Here is a 13,061-nt window from a genome sequence, read left to right on the forward strand (position 1 = left end):
GCCAAGTCGCATACGTCGTTGGGAGCAACGGAGCGCGTTCTTGCGTTTCGATCTATAGCCGACGGCCAACCTGCCGAGTGGTGCTGGCAACAATAGAGTGCCATCGCATATTGTCTGGTCACGATCTCCGAAGTGAAGCAGCGATCTGCCGATTTGCAATCAACAGGACGATGCCAGTGACGGCGCTGGCGACTGGGACAGTCAGCATTCCAATCGCGAGCCCGTTAGCCCGTCCTATTCGTGAGAGTGCGGCTTTTGGGCCCGATTGATGCGGCCGCACATCTTGTCTGACGAGGCGCACAGGATTGCCTTCGGCTTTTCGCCGCCTGACGACCGGTACTTTGCAACGCGCTTGAGGGATGGGTTGGGCGAACGGGGGCGGACGCCCCGCCGGTCAAGGACCGAGCGGCAGCAGCGCGCCGGGCAAGCCGCAGATCAGGTCGGCTTCGGGACATGCCGCGGCAAACGCAAGGCGAATGCGGCTCGTGGTCTCGACGACACGGGCGGCGATTTTCAAGAGCCGAAGACGCAGCGTCGCGAACTCGGCAGCGGCCAATTCCCGGACTTTGGGAATGGCGTCGCGCACGGTCAGCATCAGCCAATAAGCGGCCGTATGGAGCACGAGACGGACCTGGTTGGCGAGCGCCGAACGGCAGCTGGTGCGGTCGGAGGCGAGCTGCGTCTTATGCAGCTTGATCAGATTCTCGGCTTGGCCGCGCGCGCAATACAGGCTGTCGTAGATCCACTCGGCCGAGCCGACATCGAGGCTGGTGACGACGAAACGGATGTCGAGGCCGAGCATCGTCGCCTCAATACGGGCGACGGTGCGCCGTTCGCGATCCCAGGACTTTGCCTTGTGGCGCGTCTCGGTATAGCCACGCAGAACCGGCAGGTTCTCGATGGCGCGTCGGGTGCGGATGTCGTCGGCGACCTCGTCGACTTTTCTGGCGAGAGGCTTGGTGCCGGACAGACCGAAGATGTAGTCGATGCCGTTGGTCTCGCACCACGCCATGGCCTCCGGCCGGGCATAGTGCCCGTCGCCACGGAACGTAATTCGCGTGTTGTGCCACCGCGTGCGGATATGCCGTACCAGGCGGCGCAGATGGGCACGCACCTCGACGCCGCCCGGCGTCTTGCCGGGCCTCAGCACGACCGCCACGGGACGGCTCTTCTCCGTGTCGTAGACGTGGATCGGCAGGAAGCAGCGTTCGTCATAATGAGCGTTGAACAGCGAGAGCTGCTGATGGCCGTGGACGACATCGCAGGTATCATCGATGTCGAGCGTGACGGATGCCGGCTCGCGCGGGTAGCTATCCATCCATGCGTCGACCAAAATGTAGGTCAGTCGGATCACGTCGCGCAGGCGCGGAGCATTCTCCAGCCGCGACAGCGTCGGCTGGGAACACAGATCGCGGCCCGTGTCCGGCAGCCGTCCGCAGGCCAGCTTGAATGCGGGATCGGACCGCAGATGATCGAGGTCGTCGGCGTCCTCGTAGCCGCAGCAGATCGCGAACATGCGCGCGCGGAACATATCGACAAGGCTGTGCACGACCCGCGTCGGATCGCGCCGATCCGGGAACACCCGGGCCAGATTGTCGGCCAAGCCGAGACGCCGCTCGGCCATCGCCAGAAGCATCACGCCCCCGTTCGAGGTCAGGCGACCGCCATCGAAGGCAGCTGTGACTTTCTTGGCGTGAACGGCTGGAAACGAGAAGGGCGGAATCGTATCGTCGGTCATGGCGGGCGTGGCGTTCGCGGTTGAAGGTGATGGGGTGGCTTCGCAACCGAATCCTACGCCGCATCAGCGCTTTACACCACGCTCGCCAGCCCTCAGGCGCACTCTTACGAATAAGACGGGTTAGGCATCTGGGCCTTTGTCGCGGCGTCGCTGATCAAGCTGACGATCAGCGGCCCGATTGCCGGGCCAAAAAGGCCCGAGCCGATCATAACGAGGCTACTAGCCATCGCCTCTTTCCCTTTTCCTGCCACCAGATGTGCAGCTCCGAACCCCCAAGGCAGCAGAAATGCGAAGGACAACATGCTCGGCACCAGCAGCAATATCGAGAGCCAACCGATTGACGCAAACAGGGCTGCAGCCGTCGTCGTGCTGGCGATAAGAAAGAGGATCGCGGGAGGCCCAAGTACCTTTCCGCTCCCGGAGCGCACGGCGCGATCGAACCAGCGCCCGCCTATGAGCGTACCGAGAACGCCCATCAGACCTTGGAGAAGTCCGAATGTTGAAGGCGGGCAGCTTCGTCGCGCATCGACTGGTACTCAATACGTCGACTGGTACTCCATCAGAGGGCGCCGCGGGCCCAGCCTCTTACGGGTCGCTCTTCGGTTCAAAGGATGCCCTGCAGGTTAGCGAAGGATTCGCGGAGATAGGCTGCCGGCGGTCGCCTGCCGTTGTCGTTGCTCCAGGATTCGATCGCCAGTCGAAGGGCTCCGACGGCGACCATGGCGACGTATCGAAGAGATTTCCGCCGCTTGGCCTGCGGCCATTTCACGCAAAGGGCCTCGAATATCGCCTGTTCCTGAGCGATATACTTCGCGTGGCTCGCGGAAATCAGCGCCGGGCTCGAGCGGATGACCCGATCGAGGGCAAGGCTCTGCTCCGAATTGTAGTTGCCGGTCAGTTTCAGCAAGGCGTTCTTGACCGTGTCGATTGGAGATTGATCCGAAGGCTCGGCGATCACCGCAGCTCTAATGAGCTGCGTGAAGTGGCTTTGCCACGCAAGCAGGATTTCCTTTTTTGACTTGAAGTAATAAAAGAACGTCCTCCGCGAAATGCCTGCCGCCTCGGCGATCGCCTCGAGGGTCGTCTCTTCGTAGCCATTCGTCATGAACAGCTTGAGGCCTGCTTCCGCGATCCGAGCCAGCGTCTCACGCCGTTTGCGCTCGCGAAGACCCTCCTCCGCAACTTTGTCGTCCGCTACTACTTTTGCCGGCAACGAAAGCCCCATCCAAAAAATCGCACCCAGTGCAATATACTACACGCTGCGCAAACAATGTGCAAGGAAAAAGCGATTTGCCTGCCGTGACTTAGGTTGTCTTGCGATGCGATCACGGTGCTCGACTGGTGGTGGCGTCCGCGGTCAGGGGTCGCACAGCCAGTGCCCGCTACAGTCTTGTAATATCGCACTTAGTGCGATAAAAAATACACTTGATGTAAGTTTTGTTGCGGGAGGCGTTGCGCTGTTCGCCGGTTGGTCTTCGTTAGGAATGCCGCGTTGTCATACGTGTTCGCGGATTTCTTCCTGGCCTTCCTCAATTTGATTGGTCAGGCTCTTGTAAAATTACACTGAGTGCAATATTGGTCCTGCGCCCTAGCGTAGTGGACTGCGGAGAAGACCATGCCGGAATGGACCATCAAGGATATTCCTTCTCAATTGGGGCGATCAGCCGTCGTCACGGGAACAGGGGGGATCGGCTTTGAAGACGCATTGGCGTTGGCCCGGGCCCGCTGTGAAATCATCATCGCGGGCCGTAGCTTGGAGAAGGGGGCGAGCGCCATTGCACGGATCCGCACGGCGTTTCCCGACGCCAAAGTGCGCTTTGAAGAGCTCGACCTCGCAAGTCTGAGGTCAGTGAAGGACTTCGGCGCCCGGATGCGAGCTCAACGGTCTAGTCTCGATATGCTCATCAACAATGCTGCCGTAATGGCCCCGCCGATGCGGAAGGTGACGAGCGACGGCTTCGAGCTGCAGTTGGGGACCAACTATCTGAGCCACTTTGCGCTGACAGCGGAACTCCTTCCGCTTTTGCGCAACGGCAAAGAGTCGCGAGTCATCAACGTTTCGAGCCTAGCCGCCCGGAGCGGCGTAATCGACTTCGACGATCTTCAGGCGGAGCGCGAATACAGACCCATGCCGGTTTACAGTCAATCCAAACTCGCCTGCCTCATGTTCGCGTTCGAGCTTCAGAGGAGAAGCGAAGCCTCTGGATGGAGGATCAAGAGCCTCGCCGCGCACCCCGGCATTGCCCGCACGGAGTTGATACCCAACGGCGCCGGACCTCGCAGTTTGCAGGGCTTCGCCCGCTCGCTGCTTTGGTTTCTCTTTCAACCGCCGGCTCAAGGGGCGCTGCCGATGCTGTTCGCAGCGACGTCTCCGCTTGCCGAAGCTGGAGGCTATTATGGCCCGGACAGGTTGGGCGAGACCCGCGGTGCGCCGGCTGCCGCGCGCGTACCCAAGCAAGCCAAAGATGCGGCCGCGTCCGCTCGACTCTGGGAGGTTTCCGAAAAGCTCACCGGCGTTCGTTTTTCATGAGCTGTTCGACGATCAAGCGTAACGGAAGAGCGGTCTGTAACGCCGGCGCTCTCACCGTTGACGATGACAGCGTCTTCCGCAGCGGAGCGCAAGCCGGCCACGGCCCTATTGGGCCCCTGACGGGCAGAATGCTCTTGGCAGTCTCTCGGCGGGCTCGCCCGCACATGGTGAAAAGGCTCTGTGCGATGGTCAGACCGAACGCTTTCTCGATTTGCGCCGTCGTCTCGCTCGTTCTGAGCGGGTGCGGCACACCCTTGGTCGGCGCCGATCCGGTACCCTCTACGTCGAGCGCCGACCACGCAGGTGATGTCGCTCGGCCGGAGCTGGAGCTCAGTGCGGACTTCGAGAAGATCAGCGTCGAGACCGAGATCCAGGCACCTTTGGCTTCCGTAACGACCTGGTTCGCTGACCGCGGCGCCGCATTCGGCTCGTTTCTAACGGAACGGACAGTGTGCCGGGCGTCGTAAGCACCGAGTCGCTGAGCGGAGCCTGGAGCAAGCCAGGCGACCGTCGGCGAGTCGTATTCTCGGACAACAACACTGCGCTGGAAGAGATTACGGATCGCAAACCACAGCTTCTGCAATACCAGATATGGAATCTTACCAACCGTACCGGACGCTACATCAGATATGCGGTGAGCGAGCTGGAGTTCATGGGTAATGGCCAGGCTACCCGCGTGCGCTGGACTTATTCGTTCCGGCCCAAGATCTGGCCGGACGGGTATCTCATCCGGCCCTACGTCCAGAACGACTTTCGGAAGTTTATGGAGGTCGGCCTGCAAGCAATGCGAGACAAGGCGGTGACGGACCTCGCTCCAAAACGCAGCGCGCGGTCGTCCTGAGTGGGAGTAGGTGAGCTTGAGCATCGACCAGGGAAGTAGACATTCGGAAGTCCGTCCCATCACTATCGTGCGTGCACGCCTTTCGATTGCCCTCACATCTTCGAACGACGGCAGCGGGCCTGGCTCTCGCTCGGGGGTGGTCACTCGAGCTCATGCCGTTCTGGGCGAGGTGCCGAACACCGCGCTTCCGGTGAAACGTAAGAGCTGTCATCTGATCTCCAGGAGCGGGCGCTCGGTATTCGTCTTCGGGATGTGGTTGGCCGCGTTCGGTGCCCCAAGCGCGAGCGCCGCCGAAGGAGACGTGCGTGCTTCCTATGCCGTATCGTTCGCCGGGGTGCCGTTGGCTAATGTGACTTTGCATGTGGCGCTCCGCGGCAGTACCTACGCTGCGCAAGTCGATTATCAGGTCTCCGGAGCGATGCGGCTCTTGAGCAATTCTGCAGGTATGGCGTCCTCCAACGGCACTCACAAGGCAGGGCACTTCGTCCCGACCGAGTTCGATCTCGATCATCGAAGCGGTTCAAGCCGGCAGAAAGTGAAGCTCGGCATGACCGACGGCGTCGTCAAGACTATGGTGGTCGATCCGCCACTGGCCCTGGATTCGAATCAAACTCCGATTGAACCGAAGCATCTCGTGGCAATTGCCGATCCCTTGAGCGCCCTCCTAATGGGAGCCGCCAAGATCGAAGGAAGAGCACAGGGAGGAGTATGCGATCGGGCGTTATCGATCTTTGACGGTCTGAGACGATATGACGTCAAGTTCGAGCACCAAGGGACAGGGACGACCGCACAAAAAGGTCTTGGCGGAAGCACGACCATCTGCCGAGCAGTCTTCAAACCTGTGGCTGGGCGGATTGGCGAAGGAGACAGGGCGCGAAGTTCGTCTCCGAACTCCAACGTCGATCAGATCACGATAACATTCGGCCGAACCAGCATGATGGATCTCTACATTCCGGTCTCCATCCAGGCGCAGACGCGGCTTGGAGCCGTAAGCGTTCTCTTGACGGCATTCAGCGCTGACTCTGCAAGGTCTGCCGCGTCTCGGTGAAGCGGCGGCGTCTAGAGCTGCCGGGGCAGGGGAGTTTCTCGCACACGACCTCACATTTGGAGAAGACGATGGAAACCCATTCCGACATCGTGGCACGTGAAGACACTTGCCTGAGGGGGACCTGGGGACGCTTGCCGATGGGTCGATGTATCCACTTCGCCGTCCATTCAGGTCTGAGGGAGCGGTGGCCCGATCCGAACGATGAGTTGGGCCTGCGCATGCTTGCCATGATCGCGATCGGCGTCGTCCGTTTGTCGACGGACATCTGGTCTCAGGAAGGAGGGGAAAGGTCGATCACGGAAGTAACGCGTGCGATATTCAGTTCGATAGAAACCAAATTCTGAACTCGAAGGACCGCTCCTCGGAACCCGGCGCTGGGCGAAGACAAGGCAACGGTCTCAATCGCGCGTGTGAAAGGGGCGGTCCGAAAACCCCTATCATCTGCCAGTACCGGCTGGAGCCCATCGAGGCTGCTTCCCGCGGATTGATTGCGTGTACGTGAAATGGGCGGTGCAAACGTCAGCGATGCCGCGACAACGACGGATTTCGCGCAACATGGCGTAACTCTTGGTCGGTCTGCGCTCGACCGTCAGTCGTCTATGGAGCTGCTGGTTGTTCGTTGGACGGGACAAATGGCCGCAACAAATCATTCTGCAGACGGACTTGAAATTACACTGAGTGCGATAGAAGTTCGCATCAAGTGCAATTAAGGGCTCGTCGATGAAGCTTAACGTCAATGGCGAGGATCGGGATTTCGATGGCGATCCGAATATGCCGCTCCTCTGGGTTCTTAGAGACCATCTGAATTTGAGCGGCACGAAGTTCGGCTGCGGAATCGCTCAATGCGGGGCGTGCACCGTACACTTGAACGGCAAAGCTGCGCGTTCGTGCTCCGTGCTTGCGGCTGAGGCGCAAGGCATGAAGATCACGACGATCGAAGGCGTGAGCGCTGGGCATCGATTGCTCGTCGCCTGGGTCAAGCACGACGTTCCGCAATGCGGCTATTGTCAGTCCGGGCAGATCATGCAAGCGGCGGCGCTTCTCGATGAAAAGCCGAAGCCTACGGATGCCGATATCGATGCTGCCATGAGCGGCAACATATGCCGTTGTGGGACCTACCGGCGCATCAAAGCGGCAATCAAAGATGCGGCGGGAGTGGCGTGATGTCGGAGCGGAAGTTCGGAGAGGGAGCGCAACCGTCGCCGGTCCTCACCCGCCGTCGCCTGGTCCTGAGTGGCAGCTTGCTGGGCGGAGCTTTGGTAGTTGGCATGCGGCGACGAACTTTGGGGCCATCGCCGCCGGCGCGCTGAGTGTTGGTGCTGCAGATGCGAGTCCAGGCGTGTTCGGGCCGTTCATAAAGATCGACGAAGCTGGCTGGGTTACAGTCGTCAACCGATACCAGGAGATGGGCCAAGGTACCCATGCTGGCTTGGCCGCAATCGTCGCTGAGGAGTTGGACGCCGATTGGGAGATGGTGAGATTTGAGAGCGCTCCCGCCAATGCTGCCGTATATCGGGACGTGACGATGGGGATTCAGGGCACCGGCGCCTCGCATGCGATCGCGGGCTCTTGGGACCAGGTTCGCCAGGCCGGCGCTGCAGCGCGGACGATGTTCGTCCAGGCAGCTGCTCGGAAATGGAGTCTGCCAGTCGACTCGATCGGCGTACGGAACGGCGTCGTCTATCACTTGGCTTCCCAGCGCAGCGCGACGTTCGTCGATCTGCTTGCTGACGCTGCGAAGATCGCGCCACCCGAGCATCCCAAGCTCAAGGATCCGAAGGACTACAAGCTGATCGGCACGGAGATCGTGCGCCGCAAGGATAGTCAATCCAAGAGCAATGGCACCGAGCTGTATACGCAGGATGTCCGGCTTCCGGGCATGCTTGTGGCGATGGTCGCCCATCCTTCTCATTTCGGCGGCAAGCTCGGCAGCCTCGACATGGGTGCGGCGCGAAAGGTGCCTGGCGTTGTGGACGTCTTCGAGATCGCGAGCGGCGTTGCCGTAGTTGCCAAGGATACATGGTCCGCCCGTCTCGGGCGCGACGCACTCAAGATCAATTGGGACGATGCAAAGGCCGAGACACGATCTTCCGATGAGCTGCGAGCGCTCTATCGTGAAATCGCGAAAGGAAAGACCGATGTAACCGGGTCGACGTTCCAGACAAAAGGCAAGGTCGACGATGCCTTCGACGGGGAGCTGTTCGAAGCGTCATTCGATTTTCCCTACCTCGCAAATGCCCCCATGGAGCCGATGAACTGCGTTGCTTCGGTTGACGGACGCCGAGTGAAGCTTACTTTCGCCGCGCAGATCCAGACGGTGGACCAGATAAACTGCGCCTTGGCTGCGATCACGCTTCCGGACATGGTAGAGATCGAGACGTTGCCGGCGGGTGGATCATTTGGACGTCGCGGCACGTTGACGTCCGACTACATTGTCGAATGCGTCAACATCGCCCGTCACGTCGGCGGCGGTCGGCCTGTCAAGCTCGTCTGGACACGCGAAGACGATATGAGCAGCGGATACTACCGGCCGATGGCTCATCACAAGGTTTCCATCAAATGCGACGAAGGTGGGCTGCCGACCGCCTGGCGCCACAACATCGTGTCGCAAGCAATCGTTCCTTTCGGCGCTAACGAGCTCCCCACACACGGTGTGAAGAATTCACCCTATCTGTCTGTGGCCAGCGTGGTGGACGCCAAGATTTTCACCCCGAAGCTCGCTGTGCCCCCTGGCCTATGGCGATCCGTCGGAAATTCGCAGTCGGCGATGGTCATGGAACACACGGTCGATCTACTGGCGCGACGCGCGAAGCGGGATCCGGCCGAGTATCGCCGCGCTATCTTTACGAAAGTAGATGATGTCCGCAAGCTGGCCGTCCTGGATCTTGTCTGCAAGAAGGCAGGGTGGGGCAGTCCATTGGACGCTGGATGGGCGCGGGGGCTCGCCATCCACGAATGCTTTGGCACGGTCGTGGCCCAGGTTGCCGAAGTCTCGGTGCTGGGAGGAAATCTCAGGGTACGCCGGGTGGTGTGTGCGGTCGATTGCGGCATCGCAATCGCGCCGAATCAGATCGCCGCACAGATCGAGGGTGGAGTTTGCTTCGGACTTGGTGCGGCTCTTTATGGACGAATTACGCTTGATCATGGCATTCCGCAAGAAACGAACTTCGACGTCTACAGGGTCCTCCGTATGGACGAAGCGCCCGCTGTAGAAACCCATATCGTGCCATCGAAGAAAACTCCCACAGGCATAGGCGAGCCGGGTGTCCCGCCGATCGCTCCCGCCGTAGCAAATGCTCTTTTGAGTCTGACCGGGCGACCGACCAGCAGTCTCCCGTTCGTCATATGATTTGGCGCGGCAGCTTTGGAGGCCCCTGATGCGATGGATCGCCGCCTTCGACTTCGGCATTCGTCTGACCCTCGTGGCCGCTTTGCTCGCGGTCGGCGCAGTCTTCGTTTACTGAACCGTTCTTCGTTATCTGAACGGGGGATCGTTGGACGAAACAGCTTGGCTTCTGTTCGGAGTGATCGCGGATGCGCGCGCCATGGGTCGTTGGGCGACGCTGAAGGCCGCAAGAGGCAACCCGATTTGACGGCGAGCAGATCTCCTCTCGACGGACCGATCAGCCTCAGCCAGTGGGGCAGTGCGACGCGTCCGATCGAGCCGCTTTCAAGATGAGTCGACGTAGCCAGGCGTGACTCGGCTCAGAATCGGTGAGGCCTTCCCGATTTTGAACCTATCAATGATAGCCTTGTGCCGCAGTTGACCCGGTAAAGTCCGAGTAGAGAGCTGGCCCCGGTTGTTTGGACAGCGCCCCGCTGGATTTAAGTGGATTCCTGCCGGGTTATGCTGAACGCGGGGCTTTACGGTTTTGTCGTTGCGTCGGGAGGGCGTAGCCCGACCAGAGCGACGACAAAACCGTCGGCGACGGTCATGCGGCCATCACCATAGCTTGCGTGCCGAAGTAAGCCTCGTCGGGCGTGCGCCCGTCAAGGCTCGAGTGAGGGCGTCCCTGATTGTAGAAGGCCAGATACTTGGCAATTGACGCTCGCGCCTCGGACACGCTGTCGTAGGCGCGGAGATATACTTCTTCGTATTTGACCGTGCGCCAGAGCCGCTCGACAAACACGTTGTCGCGCCAGGCGCCCTTGCCGTCCATGCTGATGGCGATCTTCGCGTCCAGCAGCACATCGGTGAACTCGAGGCTGGTGAACTGGCTGCCCTGATCCGTGTTGAAAATCTCGGGCCTGCCGTGCTTCGCCAACGCCTCCTGGACCGCTTCGACGCAGAAGGCCGCCTCCATTGTGATCGAGACGCGATGGGCCAGGACCCGTCGGCTGAACACATCGACGACCGCCGCGAGATAGACGAAGCCACGCCGCATCGGAATGTAGGTGATGTCCATTGCCCACGCATGGTCGGGCCGCTCGATCTTCAATCCGCGCAACAGGTACGGGTAGATCTTGTGACCCGGAGCCGGCTTGCTCGTGTTCGGGCGACGATAGACCGCCTCGATCCCCATGCGCTTCATCAGCGTCGCGATGTGGCGGCGACCGGCGTATACGCCCTCCCGCCGCAGCAACGATCGCAGCATACGCGCTCCCGCGAAGGGATAATCGAGATGCAGCTCATCGAGCCGACGCATCAAGGCAAGGTCCTCGGCCGAAACTGGCCGAGGTTCATAGTAGACCGTGCTGCGAGCCAGCTTCAGGACCTTCGCCTGGCGCACGATAGAAAGATCATGATCGCGGTCGATCATCGCTTTGCGCTCAGCAGGCCCGCCTTGGTGAGCGCGCCGGACAAAAAATCGTTTTCCAACGCCAGCTCGCCGATCTTGGCATGTAACGCCTTCAAATCGACCGGCGTCTCGGCCGATGTCTTGTCATGCCCAAACACGCCGGCGGCGCCTTCCAGGAGCTGGTTTTTCCAGATCGTGATCTGGTTCGGATGAACATCAAACAGTTGCGCCAGCTCCGCCAGTGTCTTGTCGCCTTTGACCGCAGCCAAAGCAACCTTCGCCTTGAATGCCGGAGAATGCGTCCGGCGGCTCTTCTTCGTCATCTTCGCTCCTGATTCGCAGCAAGAATCCTCGCCGCTGTCAGGCAGAAAATCCACTCAAGCTACTGTCCGAATTTGCGGGGCCAGCTCTCCTCGGCAGCGCCAATCACACTGCCGATTACGTGGAATCGCCGGGCAAGCTGCCGGGCCTCGTCATCGACAGCGTGCGCGAGTTTGCGAAGCCCGAATACGGCGTCGATCTCCTCAAGCTGGAGAGCCCGCTTGCGGCCAACAGCCTGCCGGCACGTGACGGCAGCGCCGAGGCGAAAGCCGCGCAGAAGGAGTTCGATGCGATCGGCGATATCTGCCGCGCGCGCGACATTCCCTGGGTGCTGCTCTCGGGCGGCGCCGCGCCGGAGAAGTTCGAGCGCGTGCTCGACTATTCCTATGCCGCAGGCGCAAGCGGCTTCCTGGCGGGCCGGACCATCTGGCTCGATGCCGTCCTCAAGAACTTCCCGGACCGCGCGGCAGTCTCGGCGAGCCTGAGCAAGGATGGTCTCCACGTGCTCGAACGGCTCAGCGAGCTGACCACGGCCAAGGGCACGCGCTGGAAGCCGCGCTTCCCGCTCTTTACCGATATCAAGCTGGAAGGTGACTTCGCACGCGCCTACTAGGATGGTAGCGGTCCGGCGTGGTCTTGCAGGAATTGCAACATGACTGACAGCTTCACCATCCGTTCGATCGAGGCGTTCTGCTATCGCTATCCGCTGGCAGTGCCGGTGGTGACCTCTTTCGGCAAGATGCTCAACCGTCCCGCCGTCTTCGTTCGCGCAGTCGACGAAGACGGCGTCGAGGGATGGGGTGAAGCCTGGTGCAACTTTCCAGCGCCAGGCGCGGAGCATCGCGCCCGGCTCATCAACGAGGTGCTTGCGCCCGCGCTCATCGGGCGCAAATTCGATGGTCCCACTCAGGCTTTCGAGACCCTGACCAAGGCCATCGAGGTGCTGGTGATTCAATGCGGCGAGCCCGGTCCGTTTGCGCAGGCGATTTCGGGCATCGATCTTGCGCTGTGGGATATCTGCGCACGGCGTCGGCGGGTGCCGCTATGGCGGTTGCTCGGCGGACAGTCCGGCAAGATCAAGGTCTACGCCAGCGGCATCAATCCCGCCGGTGCGGCGCAGACGGCGGAAGCCGCGCTCAAGCGCGGCCATTGCGCGCTGAAGCTGAAGGTCGGGTTCGGCGCCGAAACCGATATTGCCAATTTGGCCGCGCTGCGTGGGATCCTCGGCGCCGGCATGCTTGCCACCGATGCAAATCAGGGCTGGTCAGTCAGGCAGGCGATGGAGATGCTGCCGCGGCTTGCCCAGTTCGATCTACGCTGGCTGGAAGAGCCGATTCGGGCCGATCGCCCGCGCGCGGAATGGCGCAGGCTGCACGCCGCAGCGAAGATGCCGATTGCCGCCGGCGAAAACATTTCGAGTGTCGAGGACTTCAAGGAGGTCCTCGCCGACGACGTGCTCGGTGTGGTTCAGCCCGATATTGCGAAATGGGGCGGGCTGAGCGTGTGCAGTCCACTGGCCCGCGACATTCTGAAGGCGGGCAAAACGTTCTGTCCGCACTATCTCGGCGGAGGCCTGGGCTTGCTTGCGTCCGCGCATCTCCTCGCCGGCATCGGCGGGCATGGCTGGCTGGAGGTTGATGTCAACGACAACCCGTTGCGCGATCTCTATTGCGGCCCGGTTCTTAACGTGAGGGAGGGCACGGTTGAATTGGATCAAGAACCGGGGCTCGGAATAGCGCCCGAGCTCTCACGCATCGAGCGCTATCGCAGCATCTAAGCCGGCGACCGTTCGTCATCATTGGCGTCTGCTGCCGGCACTTCCGGCAGGTGCCAGGCGCGCATGG

General features: G+C 60.9%; 12 protein-coding genes. 8 read left to right on the plus strand and 4 right to left on the minus strand.

Annotated features, from left to right (window positions below; genetic code table 11):
- Positions 1-394 precede the first annotated feature (394 nt).
- The 3 genes from ABIF91_RS28980 to ABIF91_RS28990 form a co-directional block, all read right to left on the minus strand.
- Positions 395-1,738: an IS1380-like element ISBdi2 family transposase gene (locus ABIF91_RS28980; RefSeq protein WP_424579533.1), complete on the minus strand. Its 1,344-nt coding sequence runs from the start codon at positions 1,736-1,738 to the stop codon at positions 395-397.
- A gap of 104 nt (positions 1,739-1,842) precedes the next feature.
- Positions 1,843-2,214 (minus strand): hypothetical protein, encoded by a 372-nt coding sequence (locus ABIF91_RS28985; RefSeq protein WP_028181678.1) that lies wholly within the window; start codon positions 2,212-2,214, stop codon positions 1,843-1,845.
- Positions 2,215-2,342: 128 nt separating this feature from the next.
- Positions 2,343-2,951, minus strand: coding sequence for a TetR/AcrR family transcriptional regulator (locus ABIF91_RS28990; protein ID WP_424579534.1), 609 nt, complete (start codon positions 2,949-2,951; stop codon positions 2,343-2,345).
- 402 nt (positions 2,952-3,353) lie between these two features.
- On the opposite strand from ABIF91_RS28990, the gene ABIF91_RS28995 reads away from it, so the two are divergent.
- From ABIF91_RS28995 to ABIF91_RS29020, 6 genes are all read left to right on the plus strand, one after another.
- Positions 3,354-4,268: an oxidoreductase gene (locus ABIF91_RS28995; RefSeq protein ID WP_028181680.1), complete on the plus strand. Its 915-nt coding sequence runs from the start codon at positions 3,354-3,356 to the stop codon at positions 4,266-4,268.
- Positions 4,269-4,719: 451 nt separating this feature from the next.
- Entirely contained in the window at positions 4,720-5,109 is a 390-nt protein-coding gene (locus ABIF91_RS29000; protein WP_028181682.1) for an SRPBCC family protein, read from the plus strand.
- Between the two features lie 16 nt (positions 5,110-5,125).
- Positions 5,126-6,157 (plus strand): DUF3108 domain-containing protein, encoded by a 1,032-nt coding sequence (locus ABIF91_RS29005; protein ID WP_424579535.1) that lies wholly within the window; start codon positions 5,126-5,128, stop codon positions 6,155-6,157.
- A gap of 68 nt (positions 6,158-6,225) precedes the next feature.
- Positions 6,226-6,501, plus strand: a complete 276-nt coding sequence (locus ABIF91_RS29010) for a hypothetical protein (protein WP_155252079.1) — start codon at positions 6,226-6,228, stop codon at positions 6,499-6,501.
- Between the two features lie 376 nt (positions 6,502-6,877).
- Positions 6,878-7,321: a (2Fe-2S)-binding protein gene (locus ABIF91_RS29015; RefSeq protein ID WP_035677134.1), complete on the plus strand. Its 444-nt coding sequence runs from the start codon at positions 6,878-6,880 to the stop codon at positions 7,319-7,321.
- A gap of 175 nt (positions 7,322-7,496) precedes the next feature.
- Positions 7,497-9,506, plus strand: a complete 2,010-nt coding sequence (locus tag ABIF91_RS29020; RefSeq protein ID WP_245285547.1) for a xanthine dehydrogenase family protein molybdopterin-binding subunit — start codon at positions 7,497-7,499, stop codon at positions 9,504-9,506.
- Between the two features lie 583 nt (positions 9,507-10,089).
- Here the strand turns inward: ABIF91_RS29020 and ABIF91_RS29025 are convergent.
- Positions 10,090-11,219 (minus strand): IS3-like element ISRj2 family transposase gene (locus tag ABIF91_RS29025; protein WP_129557670.1). Its coding sequence is split into 2 segments (ribosomal slippage): positions 10,090-10,967 and positions 10,967-11,219, totalling 1,131 coding nucleotides; the frame shifts between segments, so codons are not numbered across the junction.
- Between the two features lie 119 nt (positions 11,220-11,338).
- Between ABIF91_RS29025 and ABIF91_RS29030 the strand changes: the two genes are divergently transcribed.
- Together ABIF91_RS29030 and ABIF91_RS29035 are read left to right on the plus strand one after the other, a co-directional pair.
- On the plus strand, positions 11,339-11,830 hold the full coding sequence (locus tag ABIF91_RS29030; RefSeq protein WP_245285522.1) for a hypothetical protein: 492 nt from the start codon (positions 11,339-11,341) through the stop codon (positions 11,828-11,830).
- Between the two features lie 39 nt (positions 11,831-11,869).
- Positions 11,870-12,994: a mandelate racemase/muconate lactonizing enzyme family protein gene (locus tag ABIF91_RS29035; RefSeq protein WP_028181110.1), complete on the plus strand. Its 1,125-nt coding sequence runs from the start codon at positions 11,870-11,872 to the stop codon at positions 12,992-12,994.
- Positions 12,995-13,061: the final 67 nt, after the last annotated feature.

This window comes from Bradyrhizobium sp. USDA 241, assembly GCF_049739505.1.
Classification (GTDB): Bacteria; Pseudomonadota; Alphaproteobacteria; order Rhizobiales; family Xanthobacteraceae; genus Bradyrhizobium; species Bradyrhizobium liaoningense.

Excerpts from the sequence above, each read along its gene's own strand:
- ABIF91_RS28985 (WP_028181678.1), bottom strand. The coding sequence starts at position 2,214 with ATGGGCGTTCTCGGTACGCTCATAGGCGGGCGCTGGTTCGATCGCGCC.
- ABIF91_RS29010 (WP_155252079.1), top strand. The coding sequence starts at position 6,226 with ATGGAAACCCATTCCGACATCGTGGCACGTGAAGACACTTGCCTGAGG.
- ABIF91_RS28995 (WP_028181680.1), top strand. The coding sequence starts at position 3,354 with ATGCCGGAATGGACCATCAAGGATATTCCTTCTCAATTGGGGCGATCA.
- ABIF91_RS29035 (WP_028181110.1), top strand. The coding sequence starts at position 11,870 with ATGACTGACAGCTTCACCATCCGTTCGATCGAGGCGTTCTGCTATCGC.
- ABIF91_RS28980 (WP_424579533.1), bottom strand. The coding sequence starts at position 1,738 with ATGACCGACGATACGATTCCGCCCTTCTCGTTTCCAGCCGTTCACGCC.
- ABIF91_RS29015 (WP_035677134.1), top strand. The coding sequence starts at position 6,878 with ATGAAGCTTAACGTCAATGGCGAGGATCGGGATTTCGATGGCGATCCG.